The following is a 20563-nucleotide window of genomic DNA, read 5'->3' on the forward strand; positions in this document are numbered from 1 at the left end:
AACGCTGACAAGCCCGAAAGGAACATAACGTTACAAATCAGGCCGTGCTGCTGGTCAGCGCGGCCCGGTAGTCATCCGTTGCTACCCGGGTAGCACCACAAAACGACAATGACTTCCGGAGTGTCCATGCCCCGTACTATTCGCGCGCTCGCCGCGTGCGCCTTGCTCAGTTCCCTCGCCGCCTGTGTGATGGCGCCTCAACCCCAGCCCGCGCCTCGTCCCAACCCGCAACAGATCGCGGATCAGCGGCTGCGTCAGGTCGACGGCCGCATCGACAATCTCAGCCGCCGGATCGACAACCGCGTGAATCAGGGCTATTACCCGCCGCCCCAAGGCGGCGCGCTGCACCATCGCCTCGACGTGATCCGCCAGGAAGCGCACGACATGGCCGCGCAACACGGCGGCGGCCTGTCCGGCGACGAACAGCGCGTGCTTAATCAGGAACTGGACAACGCGGCACACGCCATCGGCGAATAATCGCGCCAGAATCAATTCCAGCTTCCACACCGAAGCAGCACGAGCGCGGGCATCAAGTCCCGCGCTTTTTTTTGACAAGTGCGAAGACGCTCCGTCAACCGCCGCGCCGCTCGCGGGCCTTTATTTGACAAGCCCCCGGCCCTCGCGTACATTCGCCGCACGCGTCGGGAGAGCGTGCTGGCCGCAGAAAACCGCAGGCCGCGCCGCCGAAGGGGCACACCCGCAAACTCTCAGGCAAAAGGACCGACCGCGTCGAAAAACCCGCCTCCAAAGCAACATCGAGGCACCGGTTTTTCGCACTCTGGAGAGCGGCAGTAGCCGTCTGCATCGCGCATTTCGTATGAGCGCGAGCGGATCTGGCAAGCTGCCCACCGAAGGGGCGCGCGTTTCACCGCGGCACGTCAGCGTGACCACGGCAACGCAATCTCTCAGGTATCGAGGACAGAGGGGCCATGCAACGCATCGCTCGCAGCCAAAAGGCCGCGAGGCGTAGCGCCGCATGGCCTTTTTTGTTTCGCGAGACGCCCGAGGCCCCATGACCGAACTCAAACACACCCCGCTCAACGCCACCCATCGTGCGCTCAATGCCCGCATGGTCGATTTCGGCGGCTGGGACATGCCCGTCAATTACGGCTCGCAGATCGACGAACACCGCGCCGTGCGCACCGACGCCGGCATGTTCGACGTCTCGCACATGTGCGTCGTCGATTTCACCGGCGAGCGCGTACGCGCTTTCTTCGAATATGCGCTGGCGAATAACGTCGCCAAGCTGCAAACGCCCGGCCGCGCGCTGTACTCCTGTCTGCTGAACCCGAATGGCGGCGTGATCGACGATCTGATCGTCTATTACTTCGGCGAAGACCACTTCCGCGTGGTCGTCAACGCCGGCACCGCTGATAAAGATATCGCCTGGTTCGGCCAGCTCAACGCCGAAGGCGGCTTCGGCCTGACCATCACGCCGCGCCGCGACTATGCGATCGTCGCTGTGCAAGGTCCGAATGCGCGCGAAAAAGTCTGGCAGACCGTGCCGGCCGCGCGCGCCGCCACCGAAGCGCTGAAGCCCTTCAACGCCGCCCGCATCGAAGACACGCCGTTCGGCGAATTGACCGTCGCCCGCACCGGCTACACCGGCGAAGACGGCTTCGAAATCATCGTTCCCGCAGATCACGTCGAAGCGCTGTGGAATGCATTGCAAGCCCAAGGCGTGCGCCCGGCCGGTCTCGGCGCGCGCGACACGCTGCGTCTCGAAGCCGGCATGAACCTGTACGGCCAGGACATGGACGACGACGTCTCGCCGCTCGACGCCGGCCTCGCCTGGACGGTCGACCTCACCTCGCCGCGCGACTTCGTCGGCAAAGGCAAGCTGGAAGCGGACGGTTCGCAGGCTGCGTTCGTCGGCCTGATTCTGCTGAAAGAAAACGGCAAGGCAGCAGGCGTGCTGCGTGCTCATCAAAAAGTCGTCACGCCGCACGGCGAAGGCGAAATCACCAGCGGCACTTTTTCGCCGACCATGCAGGAATCGATCGCCTTCGCGCGCGTGCCGAAAGGCGTGCAGCCGGGCGATACCGTTCACGTTCAGATTCGTGACAAAAACGTACCTGCAAGCGTGGTAAAACTGCCGTTCGTGCGCAATGGCAAAGTGCTCGCGGTTTAAGCAAACCGGCGCGTGCGCAACTCTCTTAAGTCACTACCGAATCACACCGCATAGGAGCATCCGATGAGCATCCCGGCCGATCTGAAATACACCGAATCGCACGAGTGGGTCCGCACCGAAGCGGACGGCACGCTGACGGTCGGCATCACCGACCACGCGCAGGAAGCGCTCGGCGATATCGTCTTCTTCGAAGTCCAGGAACTGGGCAAGACCGTTGCCGCGGGCGACACCGTCGCTGTCATCGAATCGGTGAAGGCCGCTTCCGATATCTACGCGCCGGTCTCGGGCGAGATCATCGAGGCGAACACCGCCGTGGCCGACACGCCTGATTCGGTCAACAGCACGCCGTACGAAAGCTGGCTCTTCAAGATCAAGCCGGCTGCGGACGCCACGCAAGACCGTCTGATCGACGCCGACGCGTACACCAAGTCGATCGGCGCCTGATTCACCTTTACGTTTAACCCGACAGGTGCGGCGCGTCCTTTTTTCGAATGCCAAAAGGACGCCGCACCGCCAGGAACACCCATGAAGCTCGAACACCCGGATCGTCTGATGAACCGCACTCCTCTCTCGCTCGCCGCGCTCGAAGTGCATGACGCCTTCGCCGAACGGCACATCGGCCCGGACGCGGCCGACCAGCACGCGATGCTCGAAGCTCTCGGCTTCGCGTCGCGCGCAGCGCTGATCGACGCCGTCATTCCGAAGACGATCCGCCGCACCGAAACGCTGCCGCTCGGCCCCTTCGCGCAACCGAAGAGCGAGGCGGAAGCGCTCGCCGCGCTGCGCGAACTCGCGGACAAGAACCAGGTGTTCCGCTCGTACATCGGACAGGGCTATTACAACGCGCACACGCCGACGGTGATCCTGCGTAACGTGCTGGAAAATCCGGCGTGGTACACCGCGTACACGCCGTATCAGCCGGAAATCTCGCAAGGCCGTCTGGAAGCGCTGCTGAACTTCCAGCAGATGATCGTCGACCTGACGGGTCTCGCGATCTCGAACGCTTCGCTGCTCGACGAAGCCACCGCCGCCGCTGAGGCGATGACGCTGCTGCAACGCGTCGGCAAGCCGAAGTCGAACGTGTTCTACGTGGCCGACGACGTGCTGCCGCAAACCATCGAAGTGGTGAAGACGCGCGCCACGCCGATCGGCATCGAAGTGAAAGTGGGCCCGGCTGCGGAAGCCGCGAACGCGAATGCGTTCGGCGTGCTGCTGCAATACCCGGGCGTGAACGGCGACGTGCGCGACTACCGTGCGCTCACCGAAGCAATCCATGCAGCGGGCGGCCACGTGGTGGTCGCCGCCGACCTGCTCGCGCTGACCGTGCTCACGCCGCCGGGCGAATGGGGCGCGGACGTGGCCGTCGGTAATACGCAGCGTTTCGGCGTGCCGGTCGGCTTCGGCGGCCCGCACGCGGCTTACCTCGCCGTGCGCGACGAATTCAAGCGTCAGATGCCGGGCCGCCTCGTCGGCGTGACCGTCGACGCGCAAGGCAACCCCGCATTGCGCCTAGCGCTGCAAACGCGCGAACAACATATCCGCCGCGAGAAAGCCACTTCGAACGTGTGTACCGCCCAAGCGCTGCTCGCGATCATGGCCAGCATGTATGCCGTCTATCACGGTCCGCACGGCCTGAAGACCATCGCGCTGCGCGTGAACCGCATCGCCGCGTTGCTGGCGGAAGGCGCGAAGCAACTCGGCTACACGCTCGCGAATGAAACTTTCTTCGACACGCTCACGTTCGACACCGGCGCGCGCACGCAAGCGCTGCTCGACGCGGCCACCGCGAAGCGTATCAATCTGCGTCGCGTAAGCGCCACGCAAGTGGGCCTGTCGATCGACGAAACCACGACACGCCACGATCTCGCCGATCTGCTCGCCGTTTTTGCGCAAGCGGCTTTCACCAGCGATGTACCGCAAGTCGATGCACTCGAGGCAAAGCTCGCCGCGTCGAACACCGCATCGGTGCCGGCCGCGCTCGAACGCACCAGCGCATACCTCACGCATCACGTGTTCAACCGTCATCATTCGGAAACGGAAATGCTGCGCTATCTGCGCAGCCTGTCGGACAAGGACCTCGCGCTCGACCGTTCGATGATCCCGCTCGGCTCGTGCACGATGAAGCTGAACGCGACCTCGGAAATGCTGCCGGTCACGTGGCCTGAATTCGGCCAGATCCATCCGTTCGCGCCGGCTGAGCAAACCGTCGGCTACCGCGAGATGATCGATCAGCTCGAAGAGATGCTGGTCGCGGCCACCGGTTACGCGGCTGTGTCGCTGCAACCGAACGCCGGCTCGCAAGGCGAATACGCCGGCCTGTTGATCATCCACGCGTATCACGCATCGCGCGGCGAAGGGCATCGTAACGTCTGCCTGATTCCCGCTTCGGCGCACGGCACGAACCCGGCTTCGGCGCAAATGGCCGGCATGCAGGTGGTTGTGGTGGCCTGCGACGCGCAAGGCAACGTCGATATCGAAGACCTGAAGAAGAAAGCCGAGCAGCACGCCGACAAACTCGCGGCGATCATGATCACCTATCCGTCCACGCACGGCGTGTTCGAGCAGAACGTCCGCGAGATCTGCGAGATCGTGCACGCGCACGGCGGCCAGGTGTATGTGGACGGCGCGAACATGAACGCGATGGTCGGTTTGACAGCGCCGGGCCAGTTCGGCGGCGACGTGTCGCACCTGAATCTGCACAAGACTTTCTGCATTCCGCACGGCGGCGGCGGACCGGGCGTCGGTCCGGTTGCGGTCGGCGCGCATCTCGCGCAGTTCCTGCCGAACCAGATCTCGTCGGGTTATGAACGCGCGCCGAACGGCATCGGCGCGGTGTCAGGCGCACCGTACGGCTCGGCGTCGATCCTGCCGATCTCGTGGATGTACATCGCGATGATGGGCGCGAAGAACCTCACCGCCGCGACCGAAACCGCGATCCTCAACGCGAACTACGTCGCGAAGAAACTCGCGCCGCATTATCCGGTGCTGTATTCGGGCCCCGGCGGACTGGTCGCGCACGAGTGCATTCTCGATCTGCGTCCGATCAAGGAAACCAGCGGCATCACCGTCGACGACGTCGCCAAGCGTCTCGCCGACTACGGCTTCCACGCGCCGACCATGAGCTTCCCGGTGCCGGGTACGCTGATGGTCGAGCCGACCGAATCGGAATCGAAGGAAGAACTCGACCGTTTCATCGAAGCGATGATCGCGATCCGCGAGGAAATCCGCGCGGTGGAAGAAGGCCGCGCGGATCGCGAGGACAATCCGCTGAAGCATGCGCCGCACACGGCAGCGGTGGTGATCGCGAATGACTGGAAGCACGCGTATGCGCGCGAAACCGCGGCGTATCCGCTGCCCACGCTGATCGCGAAGAAGTACTGGCCACCCGTCGGCCGCGCAGACAACGTGTACGGCGACCGCAATCTGTTCTGCTCCTGCGTGCCGATCGCCGACTACGAGTAAGCAGGCTCTCTGCCGCGCATCGCCCACTGTCTTGAAGAGAGGCGGCAGGGCGGTGCGGGGCTCTGTCCTGAGCTCTCTGTCGTTCGTGCCCGCAAACGGCTAACATCACACACCGAATAAGCCTAACGAGGAGTTTCGCATGGCGCGAAAGGTGCGATTGATGCAAAGCCGGACCGAAGCAACGCGAGCGCCGAACTGGCGGCAAGCCTGCGCGCTGCTGTTGGCTGGCGCAGCCGTGCTGCTGCCGCTGAGGCAAGCGCAGGCCGCGATGAATTTTTGTGCGGCGCCCGCGCTGCAAACCAGCGAACGAACGAACGCCGATCCCGGGGTGAAAGCGCTGGTGAGCAATGTGCAGGCTCATCTGAACGACCAGCCGCATGCGCTGGCGAAACTGCATACCGAAGGCACGCTGCCGCACGAAGGCATTTACGACCAGAGCGTCGAAGCGGAGAAAGATCTCGATCTGTTGCGCGACGCCGCACTTGCCTGGCGCGCCACTAGCGACGACCGCTATCTCAAGCTCGTCGACCGCTTGCTATACGCATGGGTCACGACCTATCAACCGAGCTTCAATCCGATCGACGAAACCCGTTTCGAAGGACTGATTCTCGCGTACGACATGACGGCGAGCGCGTTGCCGGTGAAAACGCGCAATGCGTCGATGGCGTTCCTGACGAAGCTCGCGAACGGCTACATCGGGCAAATCGACGCGCAGCCGCGCCCGCTCAAGGGAACGTTCAGGAACAACTGGCAAAGCCATCGGATCAAGCTGATCGCCATGGCCGCGTTCACGCTCGACAACCGCAAGATGATCAATGCGGCCCAGCGTCTGTTCGTCGAGCATATCGGCGACAACATCGAGCCGGACGGTTCGACGATCGATTTCAGCGAACGCGACGCGCTGCATTACGTCACCTACGACTTGCAGCCGCTCGTGACAGCCGCGCTCGCCGCGCGCCGCCATAACCGCAACTGGTTGCCTGAGAAGGGCGCGGATGGCGCCTCGCTGCAAGCCGCGCTCAACTGGCTGGCGCCGTATGCGGCCGGCAGCAAGACGCATGAAGAATTCGTGCATTCGAGCGTTCCGTTCGATGCAAGACGTCGCGAGGCCGGCTTGCCCGGCTATTCGGGTCAGTGGGATCCGAAGAACGCGACGGAACTGTTTCATCTGGCGGCGCGCCTCGACGGGCGCTATACGCCGATCGCGCTTCAGCTCGCACCGACGCCGCCCGCGTGGCTCGCCGTGTGTTTGCCGCTGCCGGCGCGGTAAACCAACTTTATCAATAGCAGGGAGCAGTAAATGGCAGTCAGCGTTTTCGACCTCTTCAAAATCGGCATTGGTCCGTCCAGTTCGCATACGGTCGGGCCGATGCGCGCGGCGCTGATGTTCGCTCAAGGGCTCGAACGCGATGGGCTGCTTGCTGCGACCGCGTCGGTGAAAGTGGAGTTGTACGGCTCGCTCGGCGCGACGGGCAAAGGGCACGGCACCGATCGCGGCGTCATGCTCGGTCTGATGGGCGATGCGCCCGACACCGTGGACCCGGACACGATCGCGCAGCGGCTTGAGGCGGTGCGCGTGTCCCGCAAGCTGCCGCTGCTCGGCACGCACGAGGTGCCGTTCGTGCAGAAGGACCACATTTCGTTTTATCGTCAGGCGCTGCCCGAGCATCCGAACGGTCTGAAGTTGCGTGCGCTCGATGCGCAGGGCGAGACGTTGCGCGAGTCGACCTATCTGTCGGTGGGCGGCGGTTTCGTGGTGACGGCCGGCGCGCCGAACACGAAAGTGCTGGCCGCCGTCGATCAACTACCGTACTCGTTTCGCAGCGGCAACGAGCTGCTTGCGCTGTGCGAATCGACCGGTAAGAGCGTCGCCCAGTTGATGTGGGAAAACGAGCGCGTCTGGCATACGGAAGAAGAAACGCGTGCGGGCCTGCTGAAGATCTGGGACGTGATGCAATCGTGCGTATCGCGGGGTTGCGGCATCAACAATCCGGATGCCGACGGTAACTTGCCCGGTCCGTTCCAGGTGAAGCGCCGCGCGCCGCAGTTGTATCGCGCGCTGTCGGGCAATCCTGAGCTGGCGTTGCGCGATCCGCTGTCGATGATCGACTGGATCAATCTCTACGCGATCGCCGTCAACGAAGAAAATGCCGCCGGCGGACGCGTGGTGACGGCGCCCACGAACGGCGCGGCCGGCATCATCCCGGCCGTGCTGCATTACTACACGCGCTTCATGCCGGGCTCTAATCAGCAAGGCGTGATCGACTTCCTGATGACCGCGGCGGCGATCGGCATTCTGTACAAGCTGAACGCGTCGATTTCGGGCGCCGAAGTGGGCTGTCAGGGCGAAGTGGGCGTCGCCTGTTCGATGGCGGCGGGCGCGCTCGCCGCCGTCATGGGCGGCACGCCGCGGCAGGTCGAAAACGCCGCGGAAATCGGCATGGAGCACAACCTCGGGCTGACGTGCGATCCGGTCGGCGGCATGGTGCAGATTCCGTGTATCGAACGCAATGCGATGGCATCGGTGAAAGCGGTCAATGCCGCGCGCATGGCGCTGCGCGGCGACGGCAGCCACTACGTGTCGCTCGATTCGGTGATCAAGACCATGCGCGAGACCGGCGCGGATATGAAGACCAAGTACAAGGAAACGTCGCGCGGCGGGTTGGCGGTGAATATCGTCGAGTGTTGAGTTGCGCGGTTTGCTGGCTTTACGATGAATGACGACGCGGGCTATCAGGCCCGCGTTTTTTATTTGCGTGTCACGTCACGCGCGAGCAGGACGGTTGCGCTGCGCCGTGACAGCGCAGGCGCGCTCGGCGTAAGCTGTCGAAGCGCCGCATCGGCCAGTGTCCCGCCGATGCTTGCATCTCACATCGCACTCATGCACTGCCTGGAGGCTTCATCGCAATGTCGCAGCCGAATGCTCCCGTTTCCGGATCCGCCACCGCTCAAACCACCGGCGCGCGTCTCGTCGTCGATGCTTTGCTCACGCACGGTGTCGAACGTGTTTTCTGTGTGCCCGGCGAGAGCTTTCTCGCTGTGCTGGATTCGCTGCACGACGAAACCGAACGCATCCAGACCATTGTTTGCCGTCACGAAGCGGCCGCGGCGAACATGGCGGAGGCCGTCGGCAAATTGACGGGGCGACCGGGCGTCGCGCTCGTCACGCGCGGACCGGGCGCCACGCATGCGTCGATCGGCGTGCACACCGCGTATCAGGATTCCACGCCGATGATTCTGCTGATCGGCCAATGCGCGCGTGAGCATCTCGATCGCGAGGCGTTCCAGGAAATCGACTATCGGCGCATGTTCGGTCAGATGGCGAAATGGGTCGCGCAAATCGACGATCCGAAGCGTATTCCCGAGTATCTGAGCCATGCGTTTCACACGGCCACGTCGGGACGGCCTGGCCCCGTGGTGTTGTCGCTGCCAGAAGACGTGTTGAGCGATGCCTGCGCAGCGGTGGCCGGCGCGCCGGCTTATCAACGCGTGGCGGCGTCACCGTCGGCGGCGCAGATCGACAAGTTGCGCGTATTGCTCGAAGGCGCGCAGCGGCCGATGGTGATCGCGGGCGGCAGCGGCTGGACGCCGGCTGCGTGCGCGGACTTTCAGCGCTTCGTGGAAAACTGGCAATTGCCGGTCGGCCTCGCATTCCGCTTTCAGGACACGCTCGACAACGAGCATCCGAACTATGCCGGCGACGTCGGCCTCGGTATCAATCCGGCGCTCGCGCAACGCATCCGTGACGCCGACGTGCTGCTCGCGATCGGGCCGCGCTTGGGCGAGGCGACGACCAACGGCTACACGTTGCTCGACATTCCGAAGACGAAGCAGACGCTCATCCACGTGCATCAAGGTGCGGAGGAATTGGGTCGCGTGTATGCGGCGGATCTGCCGATCGTGTCCGGCATGCCGGAGCTGGCAGCAATGCTTGCGGAGCTGGAGCCTTTGTCCGAGCAACTCGCCTGGTCGGGCACAGCGAGCGAGGCGCATCAGGCGTATCTCGACTGGCGCAAGCCGCGTCAGATTCCCGGCGATGTGCAGATGGGCGAAGTGATTCAGCAGTTGCGCGCGCATCTGCCGGACGACGCGATTCTCACCAACGGCGCGGGCAATTACGCAACGTGGCTGCATCGGCATTTTTCGTATCGTCATTACCGTTCGCAACTCGCGCCGACGAGTGGCGCGATGGGCTACGGTGTGCCGGCGGCGATCGCGGCGAAGTCGATGTATCCGCAACGCGCGGTTGTGGCGCTGGCCGGCGACGGTTGCTTCATGATGGCCGCACAAGAACTCGCGACGGCGATGCAGTACGACCTGCACGTGCTTTTCATCGTGGTGAATAACGGTCACTTCGGCACGATCCGGATGCATCAGGAGCGGCATTATCCTGGGCGGGTACATGGCACCGGGCTCACGAATCCGGATTTCGCGGCGTTCGCGCGCTCGTTCGGCGCGCATGGTGAGACGGTGGAGCGGACTGAGGATTTTCTGCCTGCGTTAAAGCGTTCGATTGAGGCGAAGCGCGCGGCAGTGATCGAGATTCGCATGCCGCAGGAAGCGAGCACGCCGGGCGCGACGTTGGAGCAGATCAGGGAGCAGGGGAGGAAGATGCGCGGGGAGTAATCGCGCCGCCGTTCAATTGGCACGCGACGTCGCGAAGTACCAAACGGAAAGCCCTGCGTGCCGAAAACCGCAGGGCTTTTTTGCGCCAGTTGCCGTGTCAAACCATCACACGGCAGCAAAGTGCTTTAGCAGGAAAAGCTAGTTACTTCCCACCCACGCTCTGCAGCGTCGTCCACTTACCGTCGACAACCTTATACAGCGTAATACCGCCGTTCTTCAGATCGCCCTTGCTGTCGTACGCAAGATTCGCCGACGTCACTGCCGGCATCGAGGTCTTCGCGAGCACCGGCAGGTACTTGGCCGGATCGGTCGAGTTCGCCTTCTTCATTGCGTCGAACATGGCCATTGCGCCATCGTAAGCGTACGGCGAGTACGTTTGCACGTCTTCGTTGAAACGCTTCTTGTACTTCGCGACGTAGTCCTTGCCGCCCGGCATTTCTTCCAGCGGCAAGCCAGCCAGCGAGGCCACCGTGCCGTTTGCCGCGTCACCCGCGATCTGGATGAACGTCGGCGTGTGGACCATTTCGCCGCCCATCAGCGGCGCCTTGATGCCCAGTGCCTTCATCTGCTTGACCATCGGTGCCGCTTGCGAATCCGCGCCGCCGTAATAGATCAGATCCGGCTGGACCGACTTCAGCTTGGTCAGGATCGACTTGAAGTCGACGGCCTTGTCGTTCGTGTATTCACGATCGATGATCTGGCCGCCCGCAGCCTTCGCTGCCTTTTCGAACTGATCCGCCAGACCCTGGCCATAAGCCGTACGGTCGTCGACGATCACGATCTTCTTCATGCCCAAGGTCTTCACCGCGAACGTGCCGGCGACCGAACCTTGCTGCGTGTCGGACGTCATCATGCGGAACGTGGTCTTGAAACCTTGCTGCGTGTATTCCGGCGCCGTCGCCATCGCGATTTCGGGGATGCCCGCGTTCGCGTAAATGCGCGAAGCCGGAATCGTGGTGCCCGAGTTGAAGTGGCCGAGCATGCCCTTGATGCCGTCATCCACCAGCTTTTGTGCAACCGTCGTACCGGTGCGCGGGTCGGCCTGGTCGTCGGCCGAGTCCAGCACGAAGCGGACTTGCTTGCCGCCGATCACCGGCTTGGTCGCGTTCATGTCTTCCACCGCCAGCGTAATGCCGTTCTGGAAGTCCTTGCCGTAGTGCGCCTGCGCGCCCGTCATCGGGCCGGCAAAGCCGACCTTCACATCTTCCGTCGATTGAGCATTGGCCGTCCCCGCCAGCGACATCGCTGCAACCAGTGCAGCGCCTGCCAGCTGTTTCATCTTGTGTTGCATAGCTTCTCCTTGGTACCAGGTGTGGATGGAGCGGTTTCGGGGTCGCCGTACCGCTTCCTTCTTTTTTGAAAAGATCGTTAAGGTTCGCTCAACCGATCGTCATCAAATTCGCATTACCGCCTGCTGCTGCCGTATTCACGCTGACCGAGCGTTCCGTCAACAGACGCTCGAGCGCGTAATCTTCATCGCCGCTTTCCAGCGCGCCTGCCGCAACGCCCTGCACCGACACGATCGGGCCCGGACGCTTCGCGACTTCCTTCACCAGCGCCAGCAGTTCGTCGCTATCGCCTTCGAACAGCACGGCGTCGAACGTTGCATCGGCGCTCTTCTTCACGCTCGCACGTGACTTCAGCGACGCGGGCAACTGCGCCACCAATTGTTCACCAGCCGCGCCTTCGAACAACGCGCGATTTCCCGTAGCCAGCGCCGCGGCAAATTGCACGCGCGCGCCGCTCGCCGTCGACGCAATGCACAGCACCGTGCCGCGCGCGCCCAACGTGTACGTGTTGCGCTCGCCAGTCGGTCCCGACAGTACCGCGGTGGCGCCCGCCGGCACATGCGACAGATAACCGTCGCAGCGCGCGGCCAGCACCGGCTGTTGTTCTGCGATCAGCCAATCGCGATAAGCCGTCAATGCAGCGGACGGATTGTCGCTGTTTTCGGCTGCGTTCGGTACATCCGCAACCAATGCCTGCGCGAGCGACTTCGGCAAACCGGCCGGACGCGTCGCCAGCAGACGCTGCAAATACAGCGCGCCACCCGCTTTCGGACCCGTGCCCGACAAACCTTCGCCACCAAAGGGCTGAACACCCACCACCGCGCCGATCACATTGCGGTTCACATAAATATTGCCGACATGCGCGCGGCTAATTACGTGAGCGATGGTTTCATCGATCCGCGTATGGATGCCGAGCGTCAGGCCGTAGCCCGTCGTGCGAATCTGTTCGAGCAGCTTGTCGAGCTGGCTGCGGCGGTAACGCACCACGTGCAGCACCGGGCCGAACACTTCGCGCTTCAATTCGTCGATGCTGTCGAGTTCGATCAGCGTCGGCGGAACGAAGGTGCCTTGCGCGCAGCCGTCGGGCATCGGCAATTGCTCGACCTTGCGGCCTTTTTCGCGCATCGTCGCGACGTGCGCGTCGATACCGCGTTTCGCGTCGAGGTCGATCACCGGGCCGACGTCGATCGACAGACGGTCCGGATTGCCCACAGCCAGTTCACGCATCGCGCCCGTCAGCATCTCCAGCGTGCGGTCAGCGACATCGTCCTGCAGACAAAGAACGCGCAGCGCGGAACACCGTTGACCGGCGGAGTCGAAAGACGATTGCAGCACGTCGGCAACCACCTGTTCAGCGAGCGCCGACGAGTCCACGATCATCGCGTTCTGGCCGCCCGTTTCGGCGATCAGCGGAATCGGCTTGCCGTCCGGATCGAGGCGGCTCGACAGCGTCTTGTTGATGAGGCGTGCGACTTCGGTCGAACCGGTGAACATCACCGCGCGAGTGCGCGGATCGGCGACCAACGCAGCGCCGACCGTTTCACCATTGCCCGGCAGCAGTTGCACTGCGCCCGCCGGCACGCCGGCTTCGCGCAGAATGCGCACGGCTTGCGCGGCGATCAGCGGCGTTTGTTCAGCCGGCTTCGCGAGCACGGTGTTGCCGGCAGCCAGCGCCGCGGCCACCTGGCCCATGAAAATCGCCAGCGGGAAATTCCACGGGCTGATACAGACCACTGGACCGAGCGGGCGATGCGTGTCGTTGGAGAACTCGTCGCGAATCTGCGTGGAGTAGTAACGCAGGAAGTCGATCGCTTCGCGGATTTCCGCGACCGCATTGGCCAGCGACTTGCCGGCTTCACGCACCACCAGACCCATCAGCGTATGCATCTGCGCTTCGAGCAGATCGGCGGCACGCGCGAGGCAATCAGCGCGCGCATCGACCGGCGTGGCTTGCCAGATCGGCGCGGCGGCGACAGCATGCGCCAGCGCGGCGCTCACATGCTCCGGGGTCGCTTCGACGACGGTACCGACGAGGTCGCGATGATCCGCCGGGTTGCGCACATCGCGCGCAACGCCCACGGCGATTTCGTTGTCCTCGAGCATCGGCGCGGCGCGCCACGGATGATGCGCGCTCGCCAGCAACGCCGACGACAGCGACGCCAGCCGATGCTCGTTCGACAGATCGAGGCCCATCGAATTGAGACGCTCGGCGCCAAACAGATTGCGCGGCAGCGGAATCTTCGCGTGCGGCGCGCCGAGCGGCACGATCTTCGAGGCTTCGTCGACGGGGTCGGCGATCAGGTCCTTGATCGCGACGTTTTCATCGGCAATGCGGTTCACAAACGACGTGTTCGCGCCGTTTTCCAGCAGACGGCGCACGAGGTACGCGAGCAGCGTTTCATGCGTGCCGACCGGCGCGTACACGCGGCACGGACGGTTCAGCTTGTCGCGGCCGGTGACTTCCTCGTACAGCGGCTCGCCCATGCCGTGCAGGCATTGGAACTCGTACTGGCCGGGGTAGTAATTGTTGCCCGCGAGGTGATAGATCGCCGAGAGCGTGTGGGCGTTGTGCGTGGCGAACTGCGGATAGACCGCGTCCGGTGCGCTCAACAACTTCTTGGCGCAGGCAACGTACGACACGTCCGTGTAGATCTTGCGGGTGTAGACCGGATAGCCTTCGAGGCCGTCCACTTGCGCGCGCTTGATTTCGGTATCCCAGTACGCGCCCTTCACGAGGCGCACCATGATGCGGTGACGGCTGCGGCGCGCCAGATCGATGATGTAGTCGATCACGAACGGGCAACGCTTCTGATACGCCTGCACCACGAAGCCGATGCCGTTCCAGCCGGCCAGCTCCGGATCGAAGCACAGCGCTTCGAGCAGATCGAGCGAGATTTCGAGGCGGTCGGCTTCTTCGGCGTCGATGTTCAGGCCGATGTCGTAGCGGCGCGCGAGGATCGCCAGCGAGCGCACGCGCGGCAGCAGTTCGCTCATCGTGCGTTCCTGCTGCGAACGCGAGTAGCGCGCGTGCAGCGCGGAGAGCTTGATCGAGATGCCCGGGCCTTCGTAGATGCCACGTCCGCCAGCCGCCTTGCCGATCGCGTGGATCGCCTGTTCGTACGACGCGTAGTAGCGCTGCGCGTCGGCTTCGGTGGTGGCCGCTTCGCCGAGCATGTCGTACGAGTAGCGGAATCCGCGTGCTTCGTATTTGCGGCTGTTGGCCAGCGCCTCGGAGATGTTCTCACCGGTGACGAACTGCTCGCCCATCAGGCGCATCGCCATGTCGACGCCCTTGCGGATCAGCGGTTCACCGCCCTTGCCGATCAAACGCGTCAGCGCCGACGAGAGGCTGGTTTCGCTATTGGTCGTCACCAGTTTGCCAGTGATCATCAAGCCCCAGGTCGCGGCATTGACGAACATCGACGGTGCCTGGCCCATGTGCGATTTCCAGTCGCCCTTGCTGATCTTGTCGCGAATCAGCGCGTCGCGCGTGGCGCGATCGGGAATGCGCAGCAGCGCTTCGGCGAGGCACATCAGCGCCACGCCTTCCTGGCTCGACAGCGAGAACTCGTGGATCAACCCTTCGACGCCACCGCCCTTGCTCTTCGTGCGCAACGTTTCGACGAGCTTGCCGGCCATCGTCTGTACATCGCCCGCGAGGTTTGCCGGCAAACGAGCCTGACCGACCAGGAACGGCAAGCATTCCGGCTCAGGACGACGATAAGCGGCCGTGATCGCCGCGCGCAGCACCGATTGCGGTTGCACGTTTTGCGCGAACTCGAGGAACGGGTGCGACGCACCGTCTTCTTCCTGCTCGACCGAGGCGCCATCGGCAAGATCCGCCGAGCCTGTCACGCCCGACAGTTCGGGCGGCAACTGACCGTGCTCGATCTTTTCGAGGTACGCGAAGATGGCCTGCTTGATGAGCCAGTGCGGAGTGCGTTCGAGACGGGTAGCGGCATCTTTCAGCCGGGAACGCAAGAGGTCGTCGACCTTGACGCCAAGGGTGGTGCTAGCCATGTTTCCTTCTTCGGATACCAAACGAATGCGCTGGGAAAGACTAAAAGTTGGGCGAATCGTACGCCTCCCAATAAAAAGGTGCAACCATGTTCGGCGCATGGTTGCACCCTGTTGAGAGCCTTGCGCGGCGGGGGTTTGCGCCAGATGGCGCTGAGCGCGGGCATAGCGGTTGCGCTTAGTACTTTCCCTGGCGTGATTCTTTTTGCTTTTACCCTTATCAGAACAGCTCGGCGCGCCGTTATACGGAACATAGCGGCACGCGGCCTCCGGGCACGCACATAAAAACGGTACGGGGTTTTAGAGGACAGGCGAAATGGAAAAGTGGCTGGTGGTATTGGGCATCTGGGCGATGTGCGCGACTTGCGGCGTCCTCTTCATACGCGGCGCGACGAGCGGGCCGGGCAGGCGCGAGCCCGATGACGAACGTGCGCCAGCGGCATCGCGCGCTTCGGCGGGCGACGCGCGGGCCGCGTTGAACGATTGAACGACTGAGCGGGTGCGTCCGGCGTTCCGTGCCGGACGCAGCGGTGCTGCTCTTGCGCTGACTCCAGTGAACGGGCGAAAGCCACGTCCGGCTTCATGCCGCGGCGAGGTGTCCGCACGCGTCGATGTCGGGGGGCGGTTTGAACTGCGCACAGGTATCGTGCCGGCGCCGGGGGATCGGCTCGAACTGTTCACGGCTCCGTGTCAGCGCTGTCGCATCGACTTGAGCTGCGTGCAGGCGTTGCGTCAGTACCGCTGAATCGGCTCGAACTGCGCACAGGCGTCGCGAGGCGAAACGAGTTGGTCGTGCAACCGGCAAAGCCGGCTGTCCGCTACGCTCGCGCCGAAACCGGAACCGAACACGGCGAGACCCGGAATGCCCTGCTCCAACGAATCCCGATTCTCAGCGCGATGCCGGCAGCCCGCGCAGCAAGGCGCGTGCGTTTCTTCGCGCGCCTGCGCCGTGCTGTCGAAGCGGCCCGTGCGCCTCATCACGAGCCCTGCCCCAAGCTATTCCAGTACGGTGCGAACACGTGCGCGGACAGCGCGTAACCGATGGCGATATTGACCACCACCCCCACCGTGAACGCCAGGAACGGCTTCAGGCCGGTGGCGGTGAGCGAGCGCAAGCGCGTGGTCAGCCCGATGCTCAGGAAGCAGAAAGTGAACGCCCACGTGCGCAACGCCGTGATCGGCGCGACGAACTCCGGTGTCACGACTTTGCGGTAATCGGCCAGCGAATAGTGGCTGGCGATCCACGTCACCAGCGCCGACGCGATCACGAACCCGATCACGAACTTCGGAAAGCGCGCCCAGATCTCGCCGGCGTTGGCCCTGGCTTTGACGCCGCTGTCCTGCGATTCCCAGCGCGTCGTCGCGACGATCGCCAGTACGAACGCCCAGATGCCGATCCAGATATCGCGGCCGACTACCTTCATCAGCGTGAACGCCTGCAACGTCGCCTCCGGCGCACCGGCAATCGCGCCGCCCGCATGTTTCGCGAAGTCGCCATACGCTTGGGCAGCTGCGATGCCGGCGGCGTCGGCGAATTCGGACGTGCCGATCCAGGCGCCGGCGACCGCAATCGAAAGTCCGAGCGAGCGGGATGCGAACGGCAATACGAAGATCATCACGATCGCCCACAGCACCACCAGCGTAATCGCCACCGAAGCCTGTTCGCGTTTGGCCCGGACTGCGCCGGCAATTGCGATGGCCGCCGAGACGCCGCATACCGCGCCGCCGACGCCGAGCACGGCGGCAAAACGCCGGTCGAGGCCGAACGCTTTCGCGGCAAAGAAGATCACGAAGAAGGTGATGAGCGAGACGATGGTCGCCTGCCCGACCGCCACCGGTCCCGCCCACACCAGCAACGTGAACGGCAACGTCGCGCCGAGCAGCACGATCCCGACCTTGATGTAAAACTCGACGCGCAAGCCGGCCGAAAACCATTCCGGCAGCTTGAACACGTTCGAGATCAACAGGCCCAGCGCCAGCGCGACGAGCGGCGGTTCGAGGTTGTACTTCGACGCGTTGACCCACGCGCCCAGCGTGAAAATCAGCGCCGACGCGATGAATAGAATCAGGAACGAGGCCAGGAAAGCGCCGACCCGCTGCCTGAGCGCCGCCAGGCTCACGCCGAAAAGCAGCGCGAACGCGATAAACAGCGCGGCATAGTTCGGCAGGTGCTTGCCGAAGTCCTGCGCGGCCTGCGCCACGCTCGACCATTTGGCAGGCGCCACCGCCAGCCACTTGATGCTGCCGCCCGACGCGAACAGCGCGCAGGCGACTACGATCACCAGCAGGCCGACCCACACCGCCCACCAGTCTTCAGTCGAAAAAAGTCCGCCACCGTGCGTGCTGTGCCGATTCGTCGGCGCCGCGCCGGGTTGCAGCGTCGGATTGGTATCGCTCATCGCCATGCCCCGAGGAAGTTGAGGTGCATCGGCGCCGAAGTGTTGGAGTTTTGCCTGAAAGTGCGCCGATTCGGCGAAATATAGGCGAGCGGCGTCGCAAAACGAAACGACCATTCGCTCTAAGAATATGACCGAAAGGAGTAACGACGGCGTCGGCCCGGCACCGCGCCTTAGATGTCGAGCGGATCGACTTCCAGATTCCAGCGCAGCACGCCTTTCAGGCTGCGCAGCAGCGGCTGCCAGGCGCGCAAGGTCGCCTGCAAGGCGGCCCGCGATGCGCTCTCGATCAGCAATTGCGCGCGGTGCACGTGCATCACTTTGACGATGGTGAGCGGCACGGCGTCGTAGACGGTCACGCGTTCGGCGGCCGCAATGCCGGTCAACTCGGCGGCTGCCTGTTGCAGGAAGGCGAGCGCGGCTTCGAGCGTGCGGCCTTCGGCGCGCAGCAAAGCCTGATAGACGAATGGCGGCAAGTGCGCGTCGCGCCGTTCGGCCAGCGTGGAATTGGCGAAGCCGACGTAGTCGTGGCGCCCCAGCGCGTGATAGAGCGCGTGGCGCGGATAGCGTGTCTGCACGAGCACTTCGCCCGGCAAACCCGCGCGGCCCGCCCGTCCGCTCACTTGCATCAGTTGCGCGAAAAGCCGTTCGCTCGCGCGGAAGTCGTGAGAAAACAACGCGGTGTCGGCATTCAGCACGCCGACCAGCGACACGCGCTGGAAGTCGTGACCCTTGGCGATCATCTGCGTGCCGACGAGGATGTCGACTTCGCCCGCGTGGACGTCGGAGAACAGCGCCTGCGCGCTGCCTTTGCGACGCGTGCTATCGGCGTCGATGCGCAAGATGCGGGCGCCGGGCACCGCGCTCGCCAGCGTTTCTTCGACCCGCTGCGTGCCGCGGCCCATCGGCGCGATATCGACGTTGCCGCACTCCGGGCACGAGCGCGGGATGCGCGCTTCCCAGCCGCAGTGGTGGCAGCGCAGCGCGCGCTCGGGCTTATGCAGCACGACATACGCGCTGCACCGTGGACAACCGGCGACCCAGCCGCAGGCATCGCAGGCAAGCTGCGGCGCGTAACCGCGGCGGTTCAGGAATACGAGGCTTTGCTCGCCGCGTTCGAGCCGCGCCTTCAGCGCCGCGATCAGCGGCCCCGACAAACCTTCCACCGAGGCCCGTCCGCGCCGCCGCTCCTCTTCCAGATCGATCAGTTTGACGGTGGGCAATACGGCCTCGGCGACGGCACGGCGCGACAGCGTGAGCCGCTTGTAGCGGCCCTGGTCGGCCTGCCACCAGCTCTCCAGCGACGGCGTGGCCGAACCGAGCACGACCGGCAAGCCGAGTTGCTTTGCACGATAGATCGCCAGATCGCGCGCCGAATAGCGCAAACCTTCCTGCTGCTTGTAGGCCGGATCGTGCTCCTCATCGACGACGATGATTGCGAGCTTGGGCAGCGACGCCAGCACCGCCAGCCGCGTGCCGAGCACGATGCGCGCGCGACCGGTATGCGCGGCGAACCAGTTGCGGGCGCGCTCGCCTTCCGCGAGGCCGCTGTGCAGCGTGACGATCGACGTGCCTTCGAGCGCGGCGAAGCGCGCGCGGAAGGCCGCTTCGAATTGCGGCGTCAGATTGATTTCGGGGACGAGGACGAGCGCCTGGGCGTCGGGCTTCGCGGCCAGAATCTCGGCTAGCGCGCGCAAATAGACCTCCGTCTTGCCACTGCCCGTCACGCCGTGCAGCAGGAACGGCGCAAAGCCGTCGGCATCGCGGATGGCCTCGACGGCGGCCGCCTGCTCGTCCGTGAGCGTGGGCAGCGCGGGCGCCGGCGCGTCAGACGACGCGGCCGTGGCCAGCGCCGCTGCGGCTTCGATGATGTCCAACGCGACCCAGCCTTCCGCCTGCCAGGCCTCAAGCGTTGCAATCGCTTTGGGGTGTAGCGCGCGGGCGTCGGCGGCAAGCAGGAACTCCGTCTCGGCCAACGCCTGCGCCAGTTTCCGCAAGGCGCTTGCCCGCGCCGACAGGGCGTCGGGCAAGGCGGCGCGTCCGGCGGGCGTGAGACTGTAGCGCTCTTCCGGCGCAAACAGGCGCGGCCAGCGCGACGCATCGCGCAGCGCCTGCGGCAACGCGGGCAACGCGACCTCTCCGAGACCACGCTGGTAGTAATCGGCGGCGAACGCGGCCAGCCTCAGCCATTCCGACGACACTGGCGGGCAAGCCGTGCACACGCCATTCACCGAGCGAAGACGATCTGCCGGCACGTCGCTGTGAGCGGTCACTTCGCAGACGAGCCCCACGACATGGCGTTTCCCGAACGGAACGCTGACCAGCATGCCCGGCGCGACCGGCACAGGCGTGTCGAAACGGTAGTCGAACAAGGTCGCCAGCGGATGGTCCAGCGCGACGCGGACGAACACTTCGCTCACGCGTCAGCAGACATCAGGGGAATGAGCGCGACACGATGCCACATCGTGGTGCCCATTGAGCAGACGGCGAATCCGTAGAAGTTAAAGTAAAACTTCAATTTCGGCGCTAAGTTTTGGATTCCGCTGAACAATTGCAATCGGTCCGAGTGCCTGTGGATAACTTTGTTGAGAACTTTGCCCGGACGGCCCGGGAACCGCGCCGCAGCGGCCTTCTGTGGGGTT

The 20563-nt window shown here is 64.1% G+C and carries 13 protein-coding genes and 2 riboswitches; of the genes, 8 read left to right on the forward strand and 5 right to left on the reverse strand.

What is annotated here, in order from left to right:
- Positions 1-126: 126 nt before the first annotated feature.
- From PQR54_RS00915 to PQR54_RS00945, 7 genes are all read left to right on the forward strand, one after another.
- A complete protein-coding gene (locus PQR54_RS00915; protein ID WP_408243694.1) occupies positions 127-477 on the forward strand; it encodes a hypothetical protein in 351 nt (116 codons plus the stop codon).
- A gap of 155 nt (positions 478-632) precedes the next feature.
- A riboswitch (glycine riboswitch) is annotated at positions 633-733 on the forward strand.
- Positions 734-768: 35 nt separating this feature from the next.
- Positions 769-932, forward strand: a riboswitch (glycine riboswitch).
- Positions 933-1012: 80 nt separating this feature from the next.
- A complete protein-coding gene (gene gcvT, locus PQR54_RS00920) occupies positions 1013-2131 on the forward strand; it encodes a glycine cleavage system aminomethyltransferase GcvT (protein ID WP_408243695.1) in 1119 nt (372 codons plus the stop codon).
- A gap of 63 nt (positions 2132-2194) precedes the next feature.
- Positions 2195-2575, forward strand: a complete 381-nt coding sequence (gcvH, locus tag PQR54_RS00925) for a glycine cleavage system protein GcvH (protein ID WP_408243696.1) — start codon at positions 2195-2197, stop codon at positions 2573-2575.
- Positions 2576-2656: 81 nt separating this feature from the next.
- Positions 2657-5593 carry an aminomethyl-transferring glycine dehydrogenase gene (gcvP, locus tag PQR54_RS00930; RefSeq protein WP_408243697.1) on the forward strand — a complete coding sequence of 979 codons (2937 nt, stop codon included), beginning with the start codon at positions 2657-2659 and terminating at the stop codon, positions 5591-5593.
- Positions 5594-5732: 139 nt separating this feature from the next.
- Positions 5733-6863: an alginate lyase family protein gene (locus PQR54_RS00935; RefSeq protein ID WP_012434790.1), complete on the forward strand. Its 1131-nt coding sequence runs from the start codon at positions 5733-5735 to the stop codon at positions 6861-6863.
- 30 nt (positions 6864-6893) lie between these two features.
- Entirely contained in the window at positions 6894-8282 is a 1389-nt protein-coding gene (locus tag PQR54_RS00940; protein ID WP_408243698.1) for an L-serine ammonia-lyase, read from the forward strand.
- Between the two features lie 218 nt (positions 8283-8500).
- Positions 8501-10219, forward strand: a complete 1719-nt coding sequence (locus tag PQR54_RS00945; protein ID WP_408243699.1) for a thiamine pyrophosphate-binding protein — start codon at positions 8501-8503, stop codon at positions 10217-10219.
- Between the two features lie 142 nt (positions 10220-10361).
- Here the strand turns inward: PQR54_RS00945 and PQR54_RS00950 are convergent, their stop codons facing one another.
- Entirely contained in the window at positions 10362-11510 is a 1149-nt protein-coding gene (locus PQR54_RS00950; protein ID WP_408207079.1) for a branched-chain amino acid ABC transporter substrate-binding protein, read from the reverse strand.
- Between the two features lie 88 nt (positions 11511-11598).
- The gene (gene putA, locus PQR54_RS00955; RefSeq protein WP_408243700.1) at positions 11599-15528 is read right to left on the reverse strand and encodes a trifunctional transcriptional regulator/proline dehydrogenase/L-glutamate gamma-semialdehyde dehydrogenase; all 3930 of its coding nucleotides are present in this window, start codon (positions 15526-15528) and stop codon (positions 11599-11601) included.
- A 313-nt stretch (positions 15529-15841) separates the two neighbouring features.
- Here putA and PQR54_RS00960 point away from each other — a divergent pair, with 313 nt between their 5' ends.
- The gene (locus tag PQR54_RS00960; RefSeq protein WP_408243701.1) at positions 15842-16012 is read left to right on the forward strand and encodes a hypothetical protein; all 171 of its coding nucleotides are present in this window, start codon (positions 15842-15844) and stop codon (positions 16010-16012) included.
- A 245-nt stretch (positions 16013-16257) separates the two neighbouring features.
- Here the strand turns inward: PQR54_RS00960 and PQR54_RS00965 are convergent, their stop codons facing one another.
- The 3 genes from PQR54_RS00965 to PQR54_RS00975 all read right to left on the reverse strand — a co-directional run bounded on the left by PQR54_RS00965 (position 16258) and on the right by PQR54_RS00975 (position 20341).
- Positions 16258-16503, reverse strand: a complete 246-nt coding sequence (locus PQR54_RS00965) for a hypothetical protein (RefSeq protein ID WP_408244233.1) — start codon at positions 16501-16503, stop codon at positions 16258-16260.
- Positions 16503-17924 (reverse strand): YeiH family protein, encoded by a 1422-nt coding sequence (locus PQR54_RS00970; protein WP_408243702.1) that lies wholly within the window; start codon positions 17922-17924, stop codon positions 16503-16505. Before PQR54_RS00970 ends, PQR54_RS00965 begins: the two co-directional genes overlap by 1 nt.
- 170 nt (positions 17925-18094) lie before the next feature.
- Complete coding sequence (locus PQR54_RS00975; RefSeq protein ID WP_408243703.1) at positions 18095-20341, reverse strand: primosomal protein N'; 2247 nt, start codon at positions 20339-20341, stop codon at positions 18095-18097.
- Positions 20342-20563: the final 222 nt, after the last annotated feature.

Origin of the sequence: Paraburkholderia phytofirmans (genome assembly GCF_046028095.1) — a bacterium.
Lineage (GTDB): Bacteria > Pseudomonadota > Gammaproteobacteria > Burkholderiales > Burkholderiaceae > Paraburkholderia > Paraburkholderia phytofirmans_A.

Coding starts and splice junctions, on each gene's coding strand:
- PQR54_RS00960 (WP_408243701.1), top strand. CDS start 15,842: ATGGAAAAGTGGCTGGTGGTATTGGGCATCTGGGCGATGTGCGCGACT.
- PQR54_RS00945 (WP_408243699.1), top strand. CDS start 8,501: ATGTCGCAGCCGAATGCTCCCGTTTCCGGATCCGCCACCGCTCAAACC.
- gcvT (WP_408243695.1), top strand. CDS start 1,013: ATGACCGAACTCAAACACACCCCGCTCAACGCCACCCATCGTGCGCTC.
- gcvH (WP_408243696.1), top strand. CDS start 2,195: ATGAGCATCCCGGCCGATCTGAAATACACCGAATCGCACGAGTGGGTC.
- PQR54_RS00935 (WP_012434790.1), top strand. CDS start 5,733: ATGGCGCGAAAGGTGCGATTGATGCAAAGCCGGACCGAAGCAACGCGA.
- gcvP (WP_408243697.1), top strand. CDS start 2,657: ATGAAGCTCGAACACCCGGATCGTCTGATGAACCGCACTCCTCTCTCG.
- PQR54_RS00950 (WP_408207079.1), bottom strand. CDS start 11,510: ATGCAACACAAGATGAAACAGCTGGCAGGCGCTGCACTGGTTGCAGCG.
- PQR54_RS00940 (WP_408243698.1), top strand. CDS start 6,894: ATGGCAGTCAGCGTTTTCGACCTCTTCAAAATCGGCATTGGTCCGTCC.
- putA (WP_408243700.1), bottom strand. CDS start 15,528: ATGGCTAGCACCACCCTTGGCGTCAAGGTCGACGACCTCTTGCGTTCC.
- PQR54_RS00915 (WP_408243694.1), top strand. CDS start 127: ATGCCCCGTACTATTCGCGCGCTCGCCGCGTGCGCCTTGCTCAGTTCC.
- PQR54_RS00965 (WP_408244233.1), bottom strand. CDS start 16,503: ATGAGGCGCACGGGCCGCTTCGACAGCACGGCGCAGGCGCGCGAAGAA.
- PQR54_RS00970 (WP_408243702.1), bottom strand. CDS start 17,924: ATGAGCGATACCAATCCGACGCTGCAACCCGGCGCGGCGCCGACGAAT.